This is a genomic window from Serratia sp. 14-2641, from assembly GCF_001692375.1.
Classification (GTDB): Bacteria; Pseudomonadota; Gammaproteobacteria; order Enterobacterales; family Enterobacteriaceae; genus Chania; species Chania fonticola_C.
The window spans coordinates 458,804-483,145 of record NZ_LXKR01000044.1; the positions used below are offsets into that span (position 1 = coordinate 458,804).

Annotated in this window: 21 protein-coding genes; 12 read left to right on the forward strand and 9 right to left on the reverse strand. The window is 46.5% G+C overall.

What is annotated here, in order from left to right; translation table 11 throughout:
- Nucleotides 1–252 precede the first annotated feature (252 nt).
- Both A6U95_RS17455 and A6U95_RS17460 read left to right on the forward strand, forming a co-directional pair.
- On the forward strand, nt 253–1,551 hold the full coding sequence (locus A6U95_RS17455) for an HAAAP family serine/threonine permease (RefSeq protein WP_065685373.1): 1,299 nt from the start codon (nt 253–255) through the stop codon (nt 1,549–1,551).
- A 134-nt stretch (nt 1,552–1,685) separates the two neighbouring features.
- Nucleotides 1,686–3,053, forward strand: coding sequence for an L-serine ammonia-lyase (locus A6U95_RS17460; RefSeq protein ID WP_065685374.1), 1,368 nt, complete (start codon nt 1,686–1,688; stop codon nt 3,051–3,053).
- A gap of 42 nt (nt 3,054–3,095) precedes the next feature.
- Here the strand turns inward: A6U95_RS17460 and A6U95_RS17465 are convergent, their stop codons facing one another.
- Nucleotides 3,096–4,301: a serine hydrolase gene (locus tag A6U95_RS17465; protein WP_065685375.1), complete on the reverse strand. Its 1,206-nt coding sequence runs from the start codon at nt 4,299–4,301 to the stop codon at nt 3,096–3,098.
- Between the two features lie 415 nt (nt 4,302–4,716).
- Between A6U95_RS17465 and A6U95_RS17470 the strand changes: the two genes are divergently transcribed.
- From A6U95_RS17470 to A6U95_RS17480, 3 genes are all read left to right on the forward strand, one after another.
- Nucleotides 4,717–5,373 (forward strand): HAD family hydrolase, encoded by a 657-nt coding sequence (locus tag A6U95_RS17470; protein ID WP_065685376.1) that lies wholly within the window; start codon nt 4,717–4,719, stop codon nt 5,371–5,373.
- 73 nt (nt 5,374–5,446) lie between these two features.
- A complete protein-coding gene (locus A6U95_RS17475; RefSeq protein ID WP_065685377.1) occupies nt 5,447–6,067 on the forward strand; it encodes a glutathione S-transferase in 621 nt (206 codons plus the stop codon).
- Nucleotides 6,068–6,119: 52 nt separating this feature from the next.
- A complete protein-coding gene (locus A6U95_RS17480; protein ID WP_065685378.1) occupies nt 6,120–6,536 on the forward strand; it encodes a YjaA family stress response protein in 417 nt (138 codons plus the stop codon).
- A gap of 7 nt (nt 6,537–6,543) precedes the next feature.
- Here A6U95_RS17480 and A6U95_RS17485 read toward each other — a convergent pair whose 3' ends face one another.
- On the reverse strand, nt 6,544–7,647 hold the full coding sequence (locus A6U95_RS17485) for a PQQ-dependent sugar dehydrogenase (protein WP_065685379.1): 1,104 nt from the start codon (nt 7,645–7,647) through the stop codon (nt 6,544–6,546).
- 131 nt (nt 7,648–7,778) lie between these two features.
- Between A6U95_RS17485 and A6U95_RS17490 the strand changes: the two genes are divergently transcribed.
- The 3 genes from A6U95_RS17490 (at nt 7,779) to A6U95_RS30740 (ending at nt 10,632) form a co-directional block, all read left to right on the forward strand.
- Nucleotides 7,779–8,198 (forward strand): GNAT family N-acetyltransferase, encoded by a 420-nt coding sequence (locus A6U95_RS17490; RefSeq protein WP_065685380.1) that lies wholly within the window; start codon nt 7,779–7,781, stop codon nt 8,196–8,198.
- 11 nt (nt 8,199–8,209) lie between these two features.
- On the forward strand, nt 8,210–9,190 hold the full coding sequence (locus A6U95_RS17495) for a magnesium and cobalt transport protein CorA (protein ID WP_065685381.1): 981 nt from the start codon (nt 8,210–8,212) through the stop codon (nt 9,188–9,190).
- Nucleotides 9,191–10,155: 965 nt separating this feature from the next.
- Nucleotides 10,156–10,632 (forward strand): phosphate-starvation-inducible PsiE family protein, encoded by a 477-nt coding sequence (locus A6U95_RS30740; protein ID WP_139102393.1) that lies wholly within the window; start codon nt 10,156–10,158, stop codon nt 10,630–10,632.
- 289 nt (nt 10,633–10,921) lie between these two features.
- On the opposite strand, the gene A6U95_RS31090 is transcribed toward A6U95_RS30740, so the two are convergent.
- The gene (locus A6U95_RS31090; protein ID WP_158006224.1) at nt 10,922–11,062 is read right to left on the reverse strand and encodes a hypothetical protein; all 141 of its coding nucleotides are present in this window, start codon (nt 11,060–11,062) and stop codon (nt 10,922–10,924) included.
- Between the two features lie 73 nt (nt 11,063–11,135).
- On the opposite strand from A6U95_RS31090, the gene A6U95_RS17505 reads away from it, so the two are divergent.
- Nucleotides 11,136–12,059, forward strand: a complete 924-nt coding sequence (locus A6U95_RS17505; protein WP_065685383.1) for a phospholipase D-like domain-containing protein — start codon at nt 11,136–11,138, stop codon at nt 12,057–12,059.
- A 729-nt stretch (nt 12,060–12,788) separates the two neighbouring features.
- Here A6U95_RS17505 and A6U95_RS17510 read toward each other — a convergent pair.
- Nucleotides 12,789–13,364 carry a recombinase family protein gene (locus A6U95_RS17510; RefSeq protein ID WP_065685431.1) on the reverse strand — a complete coding sequence of 192 codons (576 nt, stop codon included), beginning with the start codon at nt 13,362–13,364 and terminating at the stop codon, nt 12,789–12,791.
- Between the two features lie 541 nt (nt 13,365–13,905).
- Here A6U95_RS17510 and A6U95_RS17515 point away from each other — a divergent pair.
- Both A6U95_RS17515 and A6U95_RS17520 read left to right on the forward strand, forming a co-directional pair.
- Nucleotides 13,906–14,784 carry a retron St85 family effector protein gene (locus tag A6U95_RS17515; RefSeq protein WP_065685384.1) on the forward strand — a complete coding sequence of 293 codons (879 nt, stop codon included), beginning with the start codon at nt 13,906–13,908 and terminating at the stop codon, nt 14,782–14,784.
- Nucleotides 14,785–15,043: 259 nt separating this feature from the next.
- Nucleotides 15,044–15,973 (forward strand): retron St85 family RNA-directed DNA polymerase, encoded by a 930-nt coding sequence (locus A6U95_RS17520; RefSeq protein ID WP_065685432.1) that lies wholly within the window; start codon nt 15,044–15,046, stop codon nt 15,971–15,973.
- Nucleotides 15,974–16,012: 39 nt separating this feature from the next.
- On the opposite strand, the gene A6U95_RS17525 is transcribed toward A6U95_RS17520, so the two are convergent.
- The 4 genes from A6U95_RS17525 to A6U95_RS17540 all read right to left on the reverse strand — a co-directional run bounded on the left by A6U95_RS17525 (nt 16,013) and on the right by A6U95_RS17540 (nt 20,432).
- Complete coding sequence (locus tag A6U95_RS17525; protein ID WP_065685385.1) at nt 16,013–16,369, reverse strand: hypothetical protein; 357 nt, start codon at nt 16,367–16,369, stop codon at nt 16,013–16,015.
- 11 nt (nt 16,370–16,380) lie between these two features.
- Complete coding sequence (locus A6U95_RS17530; RefSeq protein WP_065685386.1) at nt 16,381–17,151, reverse strand: hypothetical protein; 771 nt, start codon at nt 17,149–17,151, stop codon at nt 16,381–16,383.
- An 814-nt stretch (nt 17,152–17,965) separates the two neighbouring features.
- Nucleotides 17,966–18,433 (reverse strand): hypothetical protein, encoded by a 468-nt coding sequence (locus A6U95_RS17535; protein WP_065685387.1) that lies wholly within the window; start codon nt 18,431–18,433, stop codon nt 17,966–17,968.
- A gap of 253 nt (nt 18,434–18,686) precedes the next feature.
- On the reverse strand, nt 18,687–20,432 hold the full coding sequence (locus A6U95_RS17540) for a recombinase family protein (protein WP_065685388.1): 1,746 nt from the start codon (nt 20,430–20,432) through the stop codon (nt 18,687–18,689).
- A gap of 42 nt (nt 20,433–20,474) precedes the next feature.
- On the opposite strand from A6U95_RS17540, the gene rimO reads away from it, so the two are divergent.
- Nucleotides 20,475–21,782, forward strand: coding sequence for a 30S ribosomal protein S12 methylthiotransferase RimO (gene rimO, locus A6U95_RS17545; protein WP_065685389.1), 1,308 nt, complete (start codon nt 20,475–20,477; stop codon nt 21,780–21,782).
- Between the two features lie 77 nt (nt 21,783–21,859).
- On the opposite strand, the gene A6U95_RS17550 is transcribed toward rimO, so the two are convergent.
- Entirely contained in the window at nt 21,860–24,253 is a 2,394-nt protein-coding gene (locus A6U95_RS17550) for a glucose/quinate/shikimate family membrane-bound PQQ-dependent dehydrogenase (RefSeq protein ID WP_024528611.1), read from the reverse strand.
- Nucleotides 24,254–24,342 lie beyond the last annotated feature (89 nt).

A 24,342-nucleotide genomic window follows, 5' to 3' on the forward strand; every position in this document is an offset into this window, starting at 1 on the left:
CTTGCCGCCAACAAAATCGGTGGGCAGTTGCTCCTCCGACAGAAACATCGGCGTTGACCCCGTTAACAGCAGAAACCATTTGGACAGGTTAGCAACATCATTAGCCTGATAAACAATTCAGAGGCGCAATTCATCCTCTAGTTGAAACAACTGATTTTACCACTGGTGAGACAGCCACTTATTTCACCAGCGGATTTTAAACTTAAGTTTTTCTTTTTATTTTAAATTATCGTGTTCACCTCGGAGATATTTATGGACACTACACAGACCGGCACTATCGCCTCTGCAGCCTCAGGTTCCAGCACGGCCTGGCGTAAATCAGATACCATGTGGATGTTGGGCCTCTACGGCACCGCCATCGGCGCTGGTGTCTTGTTCTTGCCAATCAACGCCGGTATCGGCGGTTTAATCCCGCTGATCATCATGGCCATCATCGCCTTCCCGATGACCTTCTTCGCCCACCGTGGCCTGTGCCGTTTCGTTTTGTCTGGTAAAAACCCAGGTGAAGACATCACCGAAGTGGTAGAAGAACACTTTGGCATCAGCGCGGGTAAACTGATTACCCTGCTCTACTTCTTCGCCATTTACCCAATCCTGCTGGTTTATAGCGTCGCGATCACCAACACCGTGGACAGCTTCATCACCCACCAGTTGGGTATGGCCTCGCCACCACGTGCCATCCTGTCGCTGATCCTGATCGTTGGCCTGATGGGCATCGTGCGTTTCGGTGAGCAGGCGATCGTGAAGACCATGAGTATCCTGGTATTCCCGTTTGTTGCGGTGCTGATGCTGCTGGCGCTATATCTGATCCCTAACTGGAGCAGTGCCATCTTCGAAAACGTCTCACTGGCCGGTTCTGGCGGCAGCTTGGGCCACGGCCTGGTGATCACCCTGTGGCTGGCAATCCCGGTTATGGTGTTCTCGTTCAACCACTCACCGATCATCTCCGCCTTTGCAGTCGCAAAACGCGAAGAGTACGGCGTGGACGCTGAGAAGAAATGTTCCCGCATCCTGGGCTACGCACACATCATGATGGTGCTGACCGTAATGTTCTTTGTTTTCAGCTGTGTGCTGAGCCTGTCCCCGGCGGATCTGGCCGAAGCCAAAGCGCAAAACATCTCCATCCTGTCTTACCTGGCTAACCACTTTAACAACCCGGTGATCGAGTACATCGCACCAGTCATCGCCTTCATCGCCATCACCAAATCCTTCCTGGGTCACTACCTCGGTGCTCGTGAAGGCTTTAACGGCATGATTGCCAAATCGATGAGAAGCCGTGGTAAAACCATCACCACCCACAAGCTGAACCGCATCACTGCCATCTTCATGCTGGTGACCACCTGGATCGTTGCCACACTGAACCCAAGCATTCTGGGCATGATCGAGAACCTGGGTGGCCCAATCATCGCGATGCTGCTGTTCCTGATGCCGATGTATGCGATCCGTAAAGTGCCTGCCATGCGCAAGTACAGCGGCCACATCAGCAACGTATTTGTGGTCGTGATGGGCCTGATTGCCATCTCTGCCATCCTGTACACACTGTTCGGTTAATAGCGCTCAGCCGGTGCCCTATGGCACCGGCTATCTCGAATCTCCCCCTCCTACCCCGCCGCGAACTCAAGCATTACCCATATGCCCCCTAAACGGCAGGCTGAGGGAATTAACTTCAAGAAGGAAGCGAGACTATGGTCAGCGTTTTCGATATTTTCAAAATTGGCATCGGCCCTTCCAGTTCCCACACCGTCGGCCCGATGAAAGCCGGTAAACAGTTTATTGATGATTTGCAGGCCGCCGGGCAACTCCACGATACAACGCGGGTGGCGGTTGACGTCTACGGCTCACTGTCACTGACGGGTAAAGGGCACCATACCGACATCGCGATTATTATGGGCCTGGCGGGCAATCTGCCCCATGACGTGGACATCGACAGCATCGCCGGCTTTATTCGTGATGTAGAGCAGCGGGGCCGCCTGTTGTTGGCAAAGGGTGTGCACGAGGTCGATTTTCCACAGCTTGGTGGCATGAACTTCCACAGCACTAACCTGCCGCTGCACGAAAACGGCATGTCGATCAGCGCCTATGCTGGCGATCGGTTACTTCACAGCAAAACCTATTACTCCATCGGCGGCGGATTTATCGTTGATGAAGAAAACTTCGGCCAATCGGCCAACAATAGCGTTGCGGTCCCCTACCCTTATCGTTCCGCGCTGGATTTGCAGCAGCATTGCAAAGATACCGGGCTTTCACTTTCCGGGTTGGTGATGCAGAACGAACTGGCATTACGCAGCAAAGCAGAGATCGAAGCGCACTTTGCCGACGTCTGGCAGGTGATGCGTGCCGGTATCGAACGCGGTATGAATACCGAAGGGTTGCTCCCTGGCCCGATGAAGGTACAGCGCCGTGCCGCCGCCCTGCGCCGCATTCTGGTAACCGGTGACAAGAACAATATTGACCCGATGAACGTAGTTGATTGGATCAATATGTTCGCGTTCGCGGTCAACGAAGAGAACGCTGCGGGTGGCCGAGTGGTAACGGCCCCCACCAACGGGGCATGCGGTATCATTCCTGCGGTACTGGCGTATTACGACCAGTTTATCCGCCCGGTGAACACCAACTCCTACAGCCGTTACTTCCTGGCTGCCGGTGTGATCGGCACGCTGTACAAGATGAATGCTTCAATCTCCGGCGCTGAAGTGGGCTGCCAAGGGGAAGTCGGCGTGGCCTGCTCCATGGCGGCAGCTGGTCTGGCGGAGCTGATGGGCGGCAGCCCGGCACAGGTTTGTATCGCCGCAGAGATTGCCATGGAGCACCATCTTGGGCTGACCTGCGATCCACTGGCCGGACAGGTTCAGGTGCCTTGTATCGAACGTAACGCGATTTCTGCCGTGAAGGCGGTCAACGCCGCACGTATGGCACTGCGTCGCACCAGCGAGCCGCGCGTTTGCCTGGATAAGGTGATCGAAACCATGTACGAAACCGGCAAGGACATGAATTCCAAATACCGTGAGACATCACAGGGCGGGTTGGCCATCAAGGTCGTGGCGTGTAATTGATCTGGCAGAAGGGGCCACTGTTGGCCCCTTATCAAACAAAGATTAACCGAAAATACCGCCAAACCACTGAGTCAGCTTCATCATCACAAAGTCCCACATGCGGCTAAAGAAGTTCCCTTCCTTCACTTCCTGCATCACCACCAGCGGGTGCTGTTCGATAGTTTTGCCATCCAGTTGGAAATCGATGGTACCTACCACCTGATTTTTCGCCAGCGGCGCTTCCAGCGTCGGTTGATTAAGCTTGTAGCTGGCCTTCAGGTTTTTCATCTGCCCCTTGGGAATAGTGACGGCGGCATCCTTCGCCACGCCCAGCGGCACTTCACCCACGTCGCCAAACCACACTTTCTGCGTCACAAAGGCTTTATCAGCCTTGATCGGCGTTGCGGTTTCATAGAAGCGGAAGCCCCAGGTCAGCAACTTCTCGCTTTCGCTAAAGCGCACACGGTCACTCGGAGCCCCCAGTACCACCGAAATCAGGCGCATTGGGCCGTCGGTGGCCGAGGCGACCAGGTTATGCCCGGCCCCGCCGGTGTAACCGGTTTTGATACCATCCACATTCAGGTTGGTGCTCCACAGCAGGCGGTTACGGTTTATCTGGCGGATCTTGTTGAAGGTGAACTCTTTTTCTTTATGCAACGCGTACTCATCCGGCACGTCGCGGATCAGCGCCTGGCTCAGCAACGCCATATCGCGCGCGGTGCTGTACTGCCCTTCGGCATCCAGACCATGCACAGTCAGGAAGTGAGTATTTTGCAGGCCGAGGGACTTGCCATAATTGTTCATCAAGCCAACGAACGAATCCTGGCTACCGGCCACGAAATCCGCCAAGGCGATGCTGGCGTCGTTACCTGACTGGATGACGATGCCTTTATTGAGTTCCGATACCGGCACCTGATCGCCGGGTTTGATAAACATCAAAGAAGACCCCCGCAGCACCGGGTTGCCGGTTGCCCAAGCATCTTTACCCACGGTGACGAGATCGTCCGGTTTGATTTTACCGGCTTTCATCGCCTGGCCAATCACGTAGCTGGACATGATTTTAGTCAGGCTCGCGGGATCCAGGCGGGTATCCGCGTTGCCTTCTGCCAGGATCTTGCCACTGTCGTAATCCATCAATACATAGGCTTTCGCATCGACCTGTGGTGCGGCCGGAGCCTCTGCTGCCTGTACGGTAGGCACAACCAACAACATGACACCTACACTGAGGGCCAATTTACCAAGAGAAGTGGAACGGTTATTTTTCATCATGACGTCGCCAGAGTGTCCATTCAAACCATTGAAATAGCGTTAACTTTCAAACATGTTCACGTTTTCAGCCAACCAGCGAGAGTGGCACGAGGCCGCGCTGCCAACCGCGAAATACCCAGCGGCTCCCATTTGAGCCAACGCGGCACCGAAAGTGCCCTCGTTGTGAGTTTATTAGATTGCTCTTATTTTTGCAGGGTTTAGGCTGATTTTTCTGCATTTTTACATAACTGTACGTTATCGCAGAGAAATTGGCTGGAAATCAGGCTATGCGCAGGTTAAGTAAACCTTCAACAAACCGTCGCCGCACTGTCATCAAAATTACTTATGCTCTGCGCATTTCACCGCGGCAACTGGCTCGCAGCCGCGCGTATCCGTTATCCTGTAGCCCGCAGCATTCCTTGCCGGAGAAATATTGATGGATTTAGCCCTGTTCGACCTGGATGAAACCCTGATTGATGATGACAGCGCCAGCCTGTGGGTTCGCTGGCTGGTGGCCGAAGGGTTCGCCCCGGCAGAGTTGGAACGCCAAGAGCAGTTGTTGATGCAATCCTATTATCAGGGCCAGCTGTCGATGGAAGATTATATGCAGGCAACGCTGGTTCCGCTGGTGGGCCTGAGTACCCAAACCGTCGCCGGTTGGGTGCAGCGCTATATTCGCCGGGATATCCTGCCCCGCGTCTACCCCGCGGCACGCGAACGCATGCAATGGCATCGCGAACGCGGCGACTGCATTCTGGTGATTTCAGCAACCGGCGAACACCTGGTTGCCCCCATCGCCGAGCAACTGGGCGCTGATGGAGCGCTGGCTATCGGTGTCGAGGTAGCAGAGGGCCGTTTTACCGGCAATACCTACGGCACCATCACCTACCAGCAGGGTAAGGTCATCCGTCTGCAACAGTGGTTGCAGCAACACCCTGAACTGCAATTTGCCCATAGCCACGGCTATAGCGACTCCATTAACGATAAGGCCATGCTGGAATACGTCGACAGCGCCACTGTCATTAACCCTAATAACGACCTTGGCGCGTTGGCAGAGCTGCACGGTTGGGAGGTCTGCCACTGGGAACGCTGATTTCAAGGTGACAAAAACGGCTTTGTAGCGTAGGTATGGGGGTTACTTTTATCCGTCGATGAGGAGGTGCTTTGTGCTGACCATTTGGGGCCGTGAAAATTCTAACAACGTCAAGAAAGTGCGCTGGTGTGCCGCTGAGTTAGGGCTGAATTACACCCATATCAACGCCGGTGGTGCCTACGGCAAGGTTAACGAAGAACCTTACCGATCGCTTAACCCCAACGGCCTGGTACCGCTGTTGCAGGATGGGGATTTCGTGCTGTGGGAATCTAATACCATCGTGCGTTATCTGGCGGCCAAGTTCGGCCAGACGCCATTTTACCCTCAGGATCTCCAGGCTCGCGCTGCGGCAGAAAAATGGATGGACTGGAATACCTCAACCATCACCGGCCCTTTCCGCAACGTGTTCTGGGGCATGGTTCGCACTCCGCCCGAAAAGCGTGATATGGCCCTGATTGAGGCTGGCATTGCTGAACTGGAGCAACACTTTGCTATCGTCGAACGCACATTGGCTGAGCAGCCTTTCCTCTCAGGCCAAGAATTCGGCATCGGCGATATTCCACTCGGCAGCTTTGTTTACGCCTGGTTTTCCATGCCGAACGAACGTCAGCCCAGCCCGCATATGGAACGCTGGTATCAGCGGTTATGCGCACGCCCTGCTTACCAGCACGCGGTGATGATACCACTCACTTGATTACCAAGGTGCCCCAGATGGGGCGCTTCTTACAACGCAGGGACGCAAAAGCATGTCATTGTTTTATTTACAGGTACGCCGTAACCACCTGACATTGAAAAGCCTCGACACTCAGAAGACCGCCTCTAGAGTTGGCCCTTTCAGCACTCAACGGCTGCTGGTTGGCCAGTTTTTTATTGCCGAATACTGCCTGTATAATCTGGTACCAGAGTTTTTCCCTGGCTTTCTCAATCAGCTTAAGCGCCGCCATTTACGTCATGACATAGTGATCCATGCAATGGAAATGCTGGAAGGCGGCGTAAGCCAGGTCGAGCAGCGGATCCTGCAGGAAATTACCGTTGCAAGTTTTCCCAAAGGATATCACTCAGTATATGCAGACCCGCATCCTCTGTGTGATGACACGGTAAAACGGATTTTCTCACTGAATTCCGACCAGGTACTCACCGCCGCCGATCTCAAACTAATCTAACTGGGCACTAATCGTGCCCAACCCGCAGCAGTTTCCCATTACTGTCATCAGTCAGCAGATAAAGGTAACCATCCGGCCCGACGCGCACGTCGCGAATACGCTCATTGCGATCGCCCAATAGCCGCTCTTCTGCCACTATTTTGTCGCCGTCCAGCGTCAAACGGATCAGGTCCCGTTGTGCCAATGCGCCAATAAACAGAGAGTGCTGCCATTCGGGGAATCGCTGGCTGTCGTAAAAGGCCATCCCACTGACCCCCGGAGAAACTTTCCAATAATGCAATGGCTGTTCGGTCCCTGGTACAACTTGGCCTTTAGCCTCAGGGATAGCTAGCCCTGAATAATTAATTCCATAGGTCGCTATCGGCCAGCCATAGTTTTTGCCCGGCAGAGGAATATTGATTTCATCACCGCCGCGTGGGCCGTGCTCATGCTCCCAAATCACCCCACTCCAGGGGTTCAGCGCCAATCCTTGCGGATTACGATGGCCATAAGACCAAATCTCCGGTCGCTTGCCCTGTTGGCCAACCAGCGGATTATCGGCAGGTACCTTGCCCTCCGCCGTTAGCCGAACAATCTTGCCTTGCAGTTTGTCCGTTTCCTGTGCCGTCGCCCGTTGGTTGTTTTCACCCAAGGTAATAAACAGATAGCCCTGGCGATCAAAGGCGAGTTTAGAGCCAAAATGGTTGCCGGTAGACAACTTGGGCTGTTGGCGAAAAATCACACGAAAATCTTCCAGCTGTTTATTGTCTGCACTCAGGCGCCCATAACCAACAGCAGTGCCAGCTTTATCGGCATCCCCTGCTTCAGCAAAGCTAAGGTAAACCCGGCGGCTAGTGACAAAATCCGCAGCCAGCACCACGTCAAGTAATCCTCCTTGCCCCTGCGCATACACGTCTGGCACACCGGTAATCGGTGAGGAAAGCCCGGCAGACGGCTGCCATAACCGCAAACGGCCAGGGCGCTCCGTTATCAGGATACCGCTATCGCTCGGCAAGAAGGCCAGCGACCAGGGATGCTCAAGGCTGTCCTGTAATTCGGTCACTACCGGTGCCGCATGCAGCAGGCCATTGCCGAACAGCAACCAACCCGCAATCAAAAAAGGCCGCAACATGTCTTCTCCTTAAATTGGTAGAGTTCAATGAGTTTAGCCCAGACGGTAAAGTTCGTGCTTTAATCTAAATTTCAATATGTTGCATTTTTCCTTTACTGTGCTTAAGTTAGTTGAACCATCCAGGAGGCACCATGAAAATCACCGTAACAGACGCACTACAGCCAGAAGATACCGAAGAGATTCGCAATCATTTGAAGACTTTTAACCGCCAATTTGTCGGCGATATCCTGAACAAAAACATTGGGGTTTTTGTCCTGGATGATCAGGGGAATAAACTCGCCGGGTTAACGGGCAGCACCGTAGGCCGCTGGTTAAGCATCGATTTGTTATGGGTTTCTAAGACATTACGCGGCGAAGGTGTAGGCAGTAAGCTCATCAAGAAAGCAGAACAGCAGGCAATGGCGGATGGCTGCAAATATGCGCGTGTAGATACTTTCAGTTTTCAGGCTCGTCCTTTCTACGAAAAACAAGGTTACCAATTGCAAATGACATTGCACAATGCGCCGGTAGAACATGAACGCTATTTCTTCACCAAAACCCTCACAGACTGACAGGTAACGCAATGGAAACCCAGGCAATGGTCATCAACTGCGTGGCGTACAAGGCCGGTAAACGGCTGACGGACGTGACGATTGAGGATATCAGTGAAGTGGTCAAGGAGCCGGACACCTTTATCTGGCTGGGCTTGTGGCAACCGGAAGACGCGTTTATGCGTAAGATCCAAGAGGAGTTCAGCCTGCACGATCTGGCGATCGAAGATGCCCTTTGCGCCCACCAACGGCCAAAAATAGAAACCTACGGTGACTCGCTGTTCATCGTGGTGAAAACCGCACAGTGGATGAAAGAAGAAGTCGAATACGGTGAGACCCACTTTTTCGTTGGTAAAAACTTCCTGATCAGCGTGCGCCACGGCGCTTCTTCCAGCTATGCCCCTATCCGCGCCAAGGCAGAGGAAAACCCCAAACAACTGTGCCACGGGCCTGGCTTTGCGCTGTATTCGGTATTGGATTTTATCGTCGACAACTATCGCCATATCGTCGGCAAGTTCGAAGCGATGATCGAAGACATCGAGTCCAACATGTTCAGGTCGGAGTTTGACGAAACCGCCATCGAAAACGTCTACAGCCTGCGCCGCCACCTGCTCGGCCTGCGTAATGCCGCCCTGCCGATGGATGAGATCTGCAATCAGCTGATCCATCTGCATGAGGATGTGATCCCTAAAGAGCTGCGGGCCTACGTTCGCGATGTGCAAGACCATACCCGGCAGGTCGCCAGCACGATAGATGATATGCGCGAAATGCTGACCAACGCCATGCACGTCAATTTGGCATTGGTGACCGTCAAGCAAAACGAAGTGGTTAAGCGATTGGCTGGCTGGGGGGCGATCCTGGCCATTCCAACGGTGATCTTCAGCCTGTACGGCATGAACTTCGCCGATATGCCCGAATTGAAGTTCCCCTGGGCTTACCACACCACGCTGGGCGTCACCGTCGCCGGTTGCTTCTTCCTGTACCAAAAACTCAAGCGTTCCGGCTGGTTATAGATCGCCATCAAAACGGCCTATACTGCTAGGGCCAAGACTACTGCTGGCTACGTTACGTAGGGCGCCGCATGCGCCCGTCTGGCTTTGTCATCAGTCTGGGCCGTTTTTGTTTACGCCGCCAACATATAACGGTGTAATTTCCCGTTGCCCAAGTGTAAAATCCGCCCGTTTCTATTTTGGATTGAGCTATGTCACAAACTATGACCCCAAAAGCCCCCCGTGTCGGCTTTGTCTCACTAGGTTGCCCAAAGAATCAAGAAATAAACTAATGAACTCCGTCCTAAAACAGAATCAGAACACACTAATTTCATAAAGTTGTACAGTCATAATAGACAATCACATACTCACAGATGACCTTTGTTCAGTCCCAATCATCCCTATAGATCGATGTATCAATACCTACACCGGGTTGAAGTGTGTACCCGGCCTGGTTGTGAAACTTAACGTACTTTGGCGTTTCTCTACGGTCGTAGTACTGAGCACCTGAGTACACAAATCCCGCTGAACTTTGGGGTACTACCCAGACCCACATAGATGCAGACTTACCGGCGTGATCTATCACCTTGTACTCAAATTCTGACCCCGAATAACGACCTGTATACCCCTGTGATGTGTTGATCTTGCTGATGGTGTATTACCATATGCAACACGATAGAAACTGTCTGGAGTGTACTGAAGTGCATCACCTGTAATCCATTCTGCCTCTGGTAATCCCCTCTTCCCTATAAGTACATACTCTGGATTTAGCTCAACACACGTGATGTGAGTGGGTTTGTTCCTTAAGTACTGGTAGTAGCTGAGTCTACCGATACCATCACCTTTGTAATTTTTGAAAAATAATTCCTTATCATCCTGTGTTAGCTGCTTATCAGAATGCACTAACTCCATCACCCTATTATGATTCGTAGATTCATTTTTTGTAACTCTTGCAATAAAATACCCCTTTTAAAAATTTTTGGGTATTTATGAAAAAGTCTCCTTTAAAAAACATTCCATTCATTGCAACTTTATTATTATCAATTGTTTTTGCTTTACTTTACTTTTTTGCGGCAAATCAATTCAATGTAAACATATACCTAACAGTAATAGCTTTAATACTTACAATTCTATCTGGTTTTGATTTTATTAGAAATATCACATCTTTTGAAAGGCCCAATAAGCCACCTGTAGATTTATTATTAGTATTCAGCATTGCTGTAGCAATCACATCAATTATATCATTAGTATGTAAAGTAGATGAAAGTAGTTTAGAGCTACGAGAACAAGTGACTATTATTGGAACTTTAATTTTACTTGTATTAGGAATGATTGCATCTGCTTACTTGAAGCATAAGCATGGAACAAAATCTAAAGTAAGAAGAATAGAAAAAGAAAGCCATTCGATATTTAACGAAAATAATGAAACAATTACAATAATTACAACAATAAAAAAAGCCCCATAAGGGGCTTTCTATTAGCCTCCACCAACCATAATCAAAAGTATCTGTAGCGGTTGCCCCATAGGTACTTGGATCACGACGATTCCAATATAGTTGTTCAAAATCAATTTTACCCAAATCATATAGTTTTTATCTATTTCATTTTATTACTATCGCATAGTTCTTTAGTATTAGTCATTGCGAAAAAATTCAAGATAGATTCTATTTTAAATAGAACGCATTGATGTTTTGTTTGATGAAGATATACAGTGAGCACTATCTCATCGCATTCAGTACTGATCACAGTTTCTTCTTACTCTGCTAGTTCAATTTCAGTTAATGCAGTTTCTTCTATGATATTTTCAAGCCGATTTTTATCTCTTTTTTCTTTAACGTCTATGTTGCGTAGTGCGTCCATAACATTCTCACGGTTCCACTGATAGAGTTTGGTCATTTTTATCTCACGAATTTTCAAGTTGCTATTTATTACCATTTATTATATGTTCGACTTTTAAAAGGAGGGAATCATGTATTACAAAATAGAGAACAAGTGTTACTTTAAGGATATAGAATATCAAATTAGAAAAGAGTTACATTCAGCCAAGGAAAATATAAGGATCTGTGTAGCATGGATTAACTTAAAGTCATTTGAGGATTTACTCCTCCAAAAAAGTCGTAGTGGTGTTAGTGTTAAAATTTTATGTAATGATGATATCTACAATAACAGGCATTTAAATGAATTATCGGAAGAGTTTTTAGAGCATATTATAGTAATTAAGAATCCAATTTCACGTTTTTTTATGCACCATAAGTTTTGCATTATAGATGACGCTATAGTTATAACTGGTAGCTATAACTGGTCTAAGCGTGCCGCATTCCATTATGAAAACATTGTTATATTAAAAAACGATTTCAATATAGCAAGACAATTCAAACATGAATTCGCAGATCTTGAATATATGGGATCATTATCTCTACGCAATTTCCGTTCTATTCATGTGACTCAAAGAACATCTAAATTTGTTTTAGGAACATATAGTACCCCTCGTGGGATTTTAGAAACTGCAACCTTGCAATTATGGGAAATAGATCTATCTAATACTACATATGGAAGGTTAGGTGAAATTGACATTCCACACTTTTTCACAATAATGGAAATTGATGATTCTCTTCATTACACTATGGATGTTAAAGAGCGTGAAGTTGATATGTATAATATGGAGAGATTGCAAATAGAAAAACTTCAAACATTATTCGATTCTTTCCAAACGCCAGTACACGCAATTGGTACAGCGATAATATCTAACTCAGATGAACATCTTGAATATGGTGAACCACCTGAGCGTGAGATCTATTTAAATTGGATCGATATGCGGCTCAAAAAAGTTCTGCCATCTTCTTTTGATGCTGAAGGTGATTTTGAAAACTTATGGCATGAAACTTACTTTTAGTATCATAGAGTTCATAATATAGGTTAATTAAAAAGCCCCAGTTGGGGCTTTTTAAGTTTCCATCAGCCATAATCAATAGAACTTGTAGTAATTGGCCCAATGGTACTTGCATGTTCAATCACCTTATACTCAAATTCCCTACCCTATAACGACCTGTAATGGCCTCTGAGGTATTGATCTTACCGAATGGTGTATGTGCATAGACAACATCGTATCGTTCATTGGTGGAGTACTGGAGAGCATCACCAAAGATCCATTCAGCGTCTGGAAGTACCCCTTGCACAATCATGACGTATTCGGGATTCAGTTCTACACATGTAATTTGTTCTGGTCGTACTTTGGTACTGTTCGAATGATAGCAGCCCTATTCCCGCACAAAGTTCAATGCAACGTCCTGTACATCCTGCATCAATGATTAAATCCCATGAAATCATTTCGGAAGTGAAAAAAGCACCAATTGCATCCACGGAGTAGTTCTTAAGTACAAACTCTTTTTTAATAATATTCAATAGGATATCATTATCATTCGTGAAATGAATAACAGGATTAGGATACAAACTTCTTTCAGATGGAATAGTAATTTTTTTGTCATTTTCATAAATTTCTTAATATTGCCATGAGTATAATTCTGTTTTAATTTAAAACTCGCTATAAAACAACATATTGATATCGAAAGGATTCAACGAGTTCCGGTCGGAAAGTATGTGTTTTAACCTCCCTTCCGCTATATCAGTCTCCAATACTGACAGTACTGGCAAGCATTTCTTTCTTCACGCGGAACACTGTAGCCCGACCGCAATCACACAACTTCGCGATCTCGTCGGGAGTGTTCTTCCCAGCCTGTAACATATCGATAATTTTGCTATGAAGTTCCTTGTTCTTTTGCTTGCCCTTGTACTTCCGGGCTTCTTTGGCAAGAGCAATCCCCTCGTTGCGGCGTGATGCGATCATGCCTCGCTCAAATTCTGCAACGGCTCCCATCATGGTTAGGATTAGGCGGGATTGTGGGGAGTTGTCGAAGCTCATTGAGTTTGCAAGAAACTGAACAGTGATCCCACGCTCAACGAGATTATCAATCATCTCCAACAAATCGCGGGTATTACGTGCGAGGCGATCAATGGAATGCGTAATGAGGGTATCACCTTCACGGAGGTGTGAAAGCAGGTTCAACAATTCAGGTCTTTCGCTGGTGGACTTACCTGATTCTTTCTCTGTAACGATTTTGTCACAAACAGGTTCCAGTACTGCCAACTGACGCTCAAGATTCTGATCCTTCGTTGAGACTCTCGCATAACCAAAAATCATTTTTCTGCCCTCACTACCGATTAGTATCATTTAAATTAACTCAATGATACAGTATCATTTAATTTCAATCAATATCTAAATGATACTAAGTGAGACGCAAAAGAGGAGTATCGTTTGGGAGTACCCAAAAGAGATTTTGATCGTTCATTTTTTAGTCGATGCCGGGTTAGTGAAAAGGCCGATACAGAGATCTGAGTACGCGACATTTGGTCGGCGGGGCTAAACATGATCAGACGAATGAGATTTCAAATCGTGCAGAAAAAAACTGACTGTACTTTTTCCTGAGTAAAAGATTACTTAAACTTTTTTGTCAAAAAACAGATGAGCTGAGTTTTGATTTTTCTCCCTCTAAACGACCTGAAATTCTAACGCCACGACAAGCTGTAATACTTATCTTGGATAATGAAGCATATCTCCCTGATATACATATGTTTTAGATACTATTGCACACTGGTGAGCTAAGAGATTTATGATGCAGTCATGCTGTTTTTATAATAAGGTATGGGGTTACTTACGAGAGGTGCCAATGTTAGGAACAAACATGAAACTTCCCAGAGATAGCATCGTCAACAGATTCCCAGATCTGCATATTCATCAAACTATCGATGAAATTAGAAATCTATTGATTAATGGATTTGATGATTCCAAAAAAACAATCTTCTTATGTGGGAAAGATAAATCTGACAAAAAAAGTCTTCGGTATAAATTCTCAACTTTTCTTTCCCAAGAGAAGGGTATAACTCTAACTTATCCAGAGGATTTGTTTGAAGACCTCCTCGAAGGTCAGGGAAAGAATAGTTTGCTATCCCTAGAAACTCAACTTGCAAACTCTGTTGATCTTATAGTTCTTATACCTGAAAGCCCTGGTTCTTTCGCTGAACTAGGTGCATTTTCTATGGATAAAACCTTAGCAAACAAAATGCTTGTGATGAGAATGGGAGAATTTAAATCAGGAAAAAGCTTTATAAATCATGGCCCTATAAGGCTTGTCAGATCCCATGGTGGTGAAATATATGATATTCCCAAAAACTTCGATGAAAAGAATTCCGAACATGTAAAGGTAGTACTTGGGAAGATTAAGAAAACTCTTCCAAGTGGCAGAAAGAAAAAAGAACTAGATAACATATTATTATATTCAAAACATGTTCTTCTTTTAATCTATCTATTCGATGATTTGAATTTACGCTCGGTATACAAGACCATGGAATTGATCATGGAGAGAAAGTTTGACAATCGAGATAATGTTGCGTGTAAAGCTGCAACACACTCCCTCATAAGAGCAGGAATGATTAACCAACAAGAGGGATTATTTACTATAACTCAAATCGGTTACAATTCAATAATTAATAGTTTCTACTTGAAATCATCGCTTACTGAATTAAGAGCAAAAATCATGAATAAACAATATGCTAGACACTGATTAAGATTCAGCATAGAATTATGGCGTGTGCTAGTTTTTAAGCTGGTGACTTACCTAGTCCGCTAGTTAAGTTCACAGAGGATGGAGAGTCTCTCCGTTCCCGCAGTTCATCACAGAGATAGCTTGATGATCGAGTCCCCCAACTCCCGCCCACCGTGACTTGGGGGACTCGTACATCAAGCATTGCAGCTTTAGTCGTTAAAAACTAGCACACACTTTTTAAAGCCAGATAATGAACCTCTACTATGATGAAATTAAAATGAATACTCATCAAGGAAAGTACACCCAACAACTTTTATCCCTTCCAATTCTTGAGAATGCGGACGATTTATCTCAATTCATGAGGCTCCCGAAAGAGGTTATTTCAAAATTTAGCTTCAGTAATCATAGATACTATCATCGCATTGAAATGAAAAAAAAATCCGGTGGGATTAGATACATTGAAAGCCCTGTCAAAGAATTAAAAGCAATACAACGCTGGGTGCTAAGATACATCTTAGATAAGTTATCACCTTCCGTTTACGCAAAAGGCTTTGTAAGAAAAAAATCGATACTTGATAATGCAAAACCTCATGAAGGAAATCAATACATACTGAATCTTGATTTCAAGGATTTCTTTAGCAATGTACAAGCATCTCATGTATATACTTTATTTAAAAACATTGGTTACAATAACAACATAGCATTTATTCTTACATCATTTTGCACTAAAGAGGGATATTTACCTCAAGGTGCCCCAACATCACCAGCCTTATCTAATCTTGTTTGTTTAAGACTTGACCACCGTTTATCTACGTATTGTAAAAAGCGTGCTTTAACATATACACGGTATGCTGATGATCTTTGCATATCTGGAAACAAAATACTAATCTTACAAAAGTCATCTTATTTAATAAAAGAAATAATTTGTGATGAAGGTTTTACTATAAACTCAAAAAAAGAAAAATTCCTAGGCCCCAAAGTTCGCAGAGAAGTTACAGGGTTAACCGTCACACCTAGAATCACCATTAGTAAAAAAGATTATTGCGTCTACAGAAAAAGAATTTACGATTTAGTAAGAAATGAAGTTTTAAACAAACATGAAATTATAAAGGGTATATTATCTTTTGTCAGGAGCATTGATAAAGACAAAGAAAAGAAACTTTCTGCATTCTACAATAAGCAGATATCCATCATTGGTGAAAATTAGTCTTAACTGAGGCCAAATTAATGGCCTCTCAACTTACATTCAACTAAAGCGATCAAGTACCATGTACGCTGGTTCGCACATACTGCCGCGTTCCTGTAGCCAGTAGTAATCCAGATCAGCAACCCGCACATTCAGCCCTGAATCGACACGGTTAATCTGTACTCTCAACCCGATACTATCTTTGTACGATAAACCCGATTTAACATTGTACTTGTACTTAACTCCTCGTTCTTGTTCAAATGAATTGAGATAGGGAGTGATTTGCTTCTGAATTTCTTTCAAGCAAATAACTTCATTACCAATAACAAAGGGCTTTTCAGTTTTCCCGTCAGGTACTGCGGCTATTGACGAAACAGAACAACAAAATAAAATTGCCGCTATAGAATTCTTTTTCATTTAAACATTCCTTATTGAAGGTTAGTACTTAATACTTCACCAGTGTCAGCATTGAACGTACAGGAGTACTGTATATTTTTAAAAGCACCAAAACCATTTTGAGCCTGTGCTCTATGCCCATAAAGAGTAACTAATTTCTTATCTTTATCGTACCAGCTGTATGAAGAGAATTTAGGTTCAATTACTCCATCAGTCCACTTGAACTGATACCGTGCTGAGTTTTCAACGGCAACCTTACAGATATAATCCCCCCTGTGATGTTTTGAAGAATAACATTCAGCATCATCAAGACATTTAGCCTCTTCTTCTTTCGCTTTCTGTTCTTTTTCCAAGGCAAATACAGCATCCTGAGCCGTCTTTTCTGCTGCTTTGATGCGTTGTTCTTCCGCAAATTTGGCGTAATCTGCAACATTCGTAATGTTATTTTTGCGAGCGATGGCAAACTCTTTGCCGTCTTTAAATCCAAGTTTTTGTGCTCTAGATTCATCGCTTGAGGATCGGGCCGCACTTGCCACAATAGCAAGCCCAAAAATCAGTACTGGCACCGTATAATTGTTAACGAATTTATAGGGTAGATACTTAGACCTCATAGTTCCCAATGCCAGTACTGCCCAACCTATCGCGAGAGTACTTGCCAATAGTTGGCACACTCCAGCGACCGTAAGCATGATGACTGACCAGAAACCAGTACCAATTGCGAAGAAATCACCAAATTTTTCAATCCCAGCCAGACAAAGGAAGACTCCCCAAAGTCCATAGATTATCAGTTGTACAACTCTCACAGTTTTATCACTCCCGTTAGCTTCTTTCAGGCCAAAAGTACGGACTTAAGGCTATCCGTGTTCAGGTACTCAAGAGTAACATGCACACCCAACAACGATCGATATTAACGATCAATAATAGGTAAATTGATCGCTACAGACTATCAAAATCTATTAATTTAATACAAATCAATAGGTAAAATCGCTCAAGGGGATTCGTAAGACATGAAGCAGGCTATGTATCTGATTTCAATACAAGGAGCACTTGCTGAACACCCTATCAGACGCTTTCATAGCGTCACTACGGCATTTTGCGGGGCTTTGTAGGTCTAGACGCGTTAGTTATGCAAATCGCGTTAAGGGAACTTCCTGTGCGTTTTGTCGTAAACATCATCATCAAGGGAGGGTGTGTGCGGGTTGGATTCGGTGACGGGGGTACGTGGCGACTCAGAAGACTTTGATTAATTACTTTGGTAGTACATGCAACACTGTTAGTTGTCTGAGCGATAGCGAGTAAATCCCTGCGTGTTGTTCGAGCTACAAGCGAGAAAAAACGCAAGGATCGGTTTAATTTTGTTTTTCAGTGACTATACGACCACAGGGAGTGTAGGCACTCAAAGACTGAATTTGGACGTAGTTCATAATGAAAATCTTTTTAATAATTCATGTTTCCATGAAATGGTAATATTATATTATTAGTTGGAAAGATGGTGAAAATACACGGTAAAATGCGGGTTTTAGGGGCATTTTTAACCATTATTGTGTGTTTTTTAACCATATACAGCCATCATCTTTCCATAGCAACAATTTTATCACCAAAATGTTGGAAAGATGATCAAAGGCCATTAATAAAGGTTTGGATAGCGTCCAATGTCGCATTGTTGTTAATCATATTGCGTAGTTTTACTTTTTCTTGTCTTGATAGAGTACGTGACTTACCTTTTAGTTGATGTATGATCACCACTCCATGGTTATACGCTTCAAGTAATTTCTTTGATGCCCTGATAGCAATGTTACGGTAATTATATAACATAGACTTCTTTATGGTTGGCTCACCCTTTAGTTTACGTTTGATATTCATTTTGTTATCTACCGTTGTGTAATCGATGTTAGATAGTGTCAGTACTAAATTAAGTACTTCCTTTCTTTTTCCACCAAACTTACTTGTAGTACCTACAAATTCCTCATCAATTGCTTCCTGTAGAATTTGAATACCTTCTGGTGTAAATTGGTTTAGATATGAGTACCCTTTTAGAATGCTTTTTAGTTCTGAATTGTCGAAAACTTTTTTCTTTCCCGCCATGATAAATACCCCTATTAAATATGTTAATTAATATTAGCCTGTAATATCCCAGTACTTAGATCGTTTTTATTAGTTTTCGCGTGGATAATATACACGCTGCATTCTTAATTTTAACTAATACAGCTGTAAAATAAATCACTTTCACGCTCCATACTGATTAGTTTGGAAAGGTCAGCCATTCCAGTATCTGGCCTTTCGTTACTATTGTTATTTGTATTTAGACACTTAGAAATCTATATAAATTATTATAGCATTATCTATTAGGCCAAAATGCTCTTCCTTCGAGCTCTGGATAACCCACAACTGCCATCATGCCCTTCACTGTCTCGTAATACGCCTTGTATGCGTCGACAACGTTTCCGTACAAATCAGCGACCCCTTGCAACTTTTCATTAATAGTCATATCCGTAACTAACAACTTAATACCTTCATCTATATGTGTCTCTACGTCGAATTTCCAGAACGGTTTTCGATTATAACCACCGAACACAAACACCTCATCAGAGCCCAAACATTTGACTTTGATCGTAATACATCCATCAGTCTTATCAATAATCACATATTCGATGATATTATTGATAGTTGTTCTAATTTTATTTCTTGACTCATTGGTAACATCAACAAAAACCCCCCACTGAATCAACCCCATGAATTCAATAATCGTGAATTCAAATGACCCTTTACTTTCAATCATTGTTTTACGAGTTTTGAGCTTATCAACCTCTTTAAGTAATATTTCTCTCTCCGAAGAAAGAGCATTCAACCTATCCACTAACTGCTCAACGTTCGGAACTCTCCCAATAGTATAAGTAAGATCTCTAATAACATTATCAATCCCTAATATTTCAGTACTTTTACGATCAATTAAATGGGTTAAGTCAGTTGTGTCCTGTCCTTTTTTACGACTATCATCAATATATCCCATCATTAGTGCCGTAATGACGCACTGATCAACTAATGGTGCAGTTACAGACCAACCGACACACCCTTTCTGTAAATGCCTACCATTTAGACATATATAACGTGGTTTCCCCCTATTCAGGAATCCTGTCATAGTCCCGCCACATTTACTACATCTCATTAAAGTCAAGCCGGATAATAGATTAATATTGTCGTTAAGCTTATCCTTCTTAGATTTATATCCATTTTGCTTTTTGAGCTCCTGAAGTTTCAGAAACTCAACTTCTTCTGTACACAATGATGGATAGTACCCTATCAGTTTATGCTCTCTATTACCGATTTTAATAGTACGCTCACCGATTAGTGCTCTATTATCACGCATTCTTTTTAGTACTTGATAGTCCCATTCCTTACCATTCAATCCATTTGGGTACTTTTCATCAAGGTGGCGTTTTACTTTATAGATGCCATGCCCCTGTAAGAACTGATCAATCGCTTCACGTGCAACTTTCCAGTACTCAGGATGCTGGCGTACTGCTTCATATTGAGAACCACTATCATCAATCCAGAAAGGGTGCTTACCACAAGATTTGATATTGACAGGTAAGCCTTCCTTATGACGTTCGACTAAAGCTTCTACATTACCCACTGTGCGAGTTTGCTTAGTTTTGCTCTCTTCATTGGCACGGCTGAACATGAGAATTGAGATCATCAGGTCTGTGGGGTTCTGATTTACGGATTCAAGCGTATACACTCGCTTATCCATCCCCGTAACTAGTGTTAGCCCAAGATCTAGCAATTCAATGAATAACTTTTGTGCGGTAGTCACATCCTGACGCGTAAGACGGTCTAAATTTTCCACGTAAAGCCAACTATCATCAGGGATTACGCCCTCTCTGACAGCATCAATAAAATCACCCAATCTTCCAGTTTTCGTGTTTTTCCCTCGAAAAGCACTGACTCCGGGATCTATGATTTCAACAAGCTCAAGCCCGTTTGCTAAGGCAAACTCCTTTGCACTCGTCATCTGACGCTGAAGAGTTGTCCCCTTCGCCTGTCGTTCAGATGACCAACGGATATAGCTGTACAGCAGTGGCATATGTATAATCTCCCAATTCTGAGCAATGTATAGTACAAAAAAATGGCTAAGATTGGATTTTTATCATTAGGATGCCCGAAAAACCTGGTTGATTCTGAACGGATCCTGACTGAACTGCGTAACGAAGGTTACCAGGTAGTGCCCCGCTATGATGATGCCGAGCTGGTGATCGTGAACACCTGCGGCTTTATCGACAGCGCCGTTCAAGAGTCACTGGAAGCGATCGGTGAAGCCTTGAACGAGAATGGCAAGGTGATTGTGACCGGCTGCCTCGGTGCCAAGGAAAACCAAATCCGTGAGGTGCATCCAAAGGTCCTGGAAATTACCGGGCCGCACAGCTACGAACAGGTTTTGTCCCACGTTCACCAATATGTGCCGAAACCGGAACATAACCCCTTTACCAGCCTGACCCCGGCGCAGGGCGTGAAGCTGACGCCAAAGCACTACGCCTACCTGAAGATTTCCGAAGGCTGCAACCATCGCTGCACCTTCTGCATCATCCCATCGATGCGTGGCGATCTGGACAGCCGCCCGATCGGTTCCGTACTGGATGAAGCCAAACGCCTGGTGGAATCTGGGGTGAAAGAGCTGCTGGTGATCTCACAAGACACCTCGGCCTACGGCGTCGATGTCAAACATCGCACCGGTTTCTGGAACGGCCAGCCGGTAAAAACCAGCATGGTCAGCCTGTGTGAACAGCTTTCCAGCCTGGGTGCCTGGGTGCGTCTGCACTACGTTTACCCTTACCCGCACGTGGATGACGTGATCCCGCTGATGGCAGCAGGCAAGATCCTGCCTTATCTGGATATTCCACTGCAGCACGCCAGCCCGAAAATCCTCAAGCTGATGAAACGCCCTGGCGCGGTTGAACGCACGCTGGAGCGCATCAAGCGCTGGCGCGAAATCTGCCCGGAGCTGACGCTGCGCTCCACCTTTATCGTTGGCTTCCCTGGGGAAACCGAAGAAGACTTCCAGATGCTGCTCGACTTCCTGACCGAAGCCAAGCTGGATCGCGTTGGCTGCTTCAAGTTCAGCCCGGTAGAGGGTGCTGCCGCTAATGAACTGGCCGACCCGGTACCAGAAGAAGTGAAGGAAGAACGCTTCCATCGCTTTATGCAGTTGCAGCAGCAAATCTCCGCCCAACGCTTGCAAGACAAGATTGGCCGCGAAGTGCTGGTGCTGATCGACGAAGTGGATGAGGAAGGTGCCATTGGCCGCAGCATGGCGGACGCACCGGAAATCGACGGCGCGGTTTACCTCAACGGTGAAGCCAATGTCAAAGTCGGCGATATCGTCAAAGTGAAGATTGAGAACGCCGACGAGTACGATCTCTGGGGTTCAAAAGTCTGACTTCGACTACCGCGGAAAACAATAAAGGGGTTAGCAGCAGTGCTAACCCCTTTATTTATTGGTGAACTACCAGTTAGTTACTTTTCGTCTGGCAGAGCATAAGCAATGACATAGTCACCCCGCTCTGCGGCCTGACGAGCACCACCAGCGCTGATGATAATGTATTGCTTGCCGTTCTTCGGCGATACAAAGGTCATTGGGCCGGACTGGCTGCCCACTGGCAGACGCTCTTTCCAGATCTCTTTCCCGGTTGCCGTATCGAAGGCACGCAGGTAGAAATCCTGAGTACCAGCAAAGAACAGCAGACCGGATTGAGTTGACAAGCTCGCACCCAGCGTTGGCATGCCCACTTCCATCGGCATACGCATTTTAATGCCCAGCGGCCCCGTATCCTGCACCGTACCTACCGGAACCTGCCACACCAGTTTGCCCGACTTCAGGTCTACCGCTGACATGGTGCCAAACGGTGGCTTCTGGCATGGAATGCCCAGTGGGGAGAGGAAGCGTTCACGGATCGCACCGAACGGCGTACCGTCCATCGGAACCAGACCCATTTCGATGCCGCTGGCGCCGGTCGGCACCTTGCTGCGTGGCACCATCGAGTTGGCCAGCCCCAAACGCATATCGTTAACAAACATGATGGCATTGTTCGGATCCACAGAGACGCTGCCCCAGTTCATCCCGCCCAACGAGCCAGGATATTGTAAAGCACGGTCGATACCCGGTGGTGTATAGACGCCCTGGTGACGCATCCCTTTGAACTCGATGCGGCACAGCAGTTGATCGAGCGGCGTTGCGCCCCACATGTCGGACTCGGTCAGCGTCTCGTTGCCAATATTCGGCATTCCCACCGAGAACGGCTGGGTTTTGGAGTAACGTTCGCCAGGCACATTGCCCTGCGGTACTTCACGTTCTTCTACTTTCGCCACTGGCTGACCGTTCTCACGGTTGAGCATAAAGATCATGCCCTGCTTACTGGTTTGCACCAGCACGGGTGTCGTCCCCCCCTTGCCATCTGGCAGATCGTACAGTAACGGCTGGGAAGGCAGGTCAAAGTCCCACAGGTCATGGTGCGTGGTTTGGAAATGCCAACGTACTTTGCCGCTGGTGGCATCAACAGCCACGATGGAAGAACTGTATTTATCATCCAGCTCGGTACGCTCGCCGCCAAAGAAGTCAGGCGTGGCGTTACCGGTCGGCAGATAGATCAGATTCAGTTTGGCGTCGTAGGACATTGCGGACCATACGTTCGGCGTACCGCGCGTATAGGTTTCACCCGCTGGTGGCAGCTTGGTAATGGCCGGGTTACCCGGATCCCATGCCCAGGCAAGTTCACCAGTATGCACATCATAAGCACGTACCACACCAGGAGGTTCGCCGGTAGAGAAGTTATCCGCTACGCGGCCACCGACCACCACCAGGTTACCCGCCACCAATGGGGTTGAGGTTTGCTGGTAATAACCCGGTTTAACTTCGCCCATGCCCGCTTTCAGATCGACAGTACCGTTATCGCCGAAGTCGGCGCAAGGTTTGCCGGTATCGGCATCAATGGCAATCAAACGCGCATCGATGGTTGGCAGGAACAGACGGCGTTCGCACATGGCCGGTGCCGAAGCGCTAGCGGCAACCACTGGCGATGAGGCTGGCTGAGCCGCATTGTCGTAATAACCCAGGCCACGGCAACGCTGCCAGTTAGGTGCAGAGGCTTTAGGATCGTAGGACCACAACTCTTTGCCGGTATCGGCTTCCAACGACAGCACTTTGCCGTAAGCAGTACAGACATACAGGGTGTTGCCGATCTGCAACGGGGTATTCTGGTCTTCAGCGCCAGAGCCGTTGCTTTGTGGAATATCGCCGGTATGGGCAATCCACGCCACCTTCAGCTTGCTGACGTTAGACTTGTTGATCTGATCCAGCGCGGCAAAACGGTCACCGTGGGTAGTATTCCCCCAATGTTCCCAGTTTTTCTGCTCACTACCGGCAGCCACAGGTTTAACCGGAATATCTTCCTTGGCCGCCACCAGTGGCGTAGGCACAAAGGTGTAACCAAATCCAGCCACCAACGCAACCGCCAGCAACCCAGCCAAAGAATAGCTGACGAAGCCGCGAACCGGATGACCGGCACGTTTCTTCAACCATGGATAGGCCAACGCGGCCAGGAAGGCCAGCACGCCGAACATAAACAAGCGTGAGAACAACGGCCAGAAATCCAGGCCAACATCCCACAACGCCCAAATCAGGGTGAACACAAAGGCCAGCGCATACACCCATATACCTGCAGGTTTGAGCTTGATCACCAGTACCGCAGCGATCAGCATCACCACGCCCATCAACCCAAAATAGAGGCTCCCTCCCAATGAAGCCAGGTAAACGCCGCCGATTGCCAGCGCGAGGCCGATGACGCCCATCAGCCCCCCCAGCAGCCACATCAAGTAATTCCCTATACTTCGTTTATTGCCTGTCTTTGCCATATTCACTTTCTCCCACCGCTAGCAACGCGCAAATTTTGGCGCACTCACTGGTGTCATAAATAACCATCCCAAGATAACAACTCAACGGG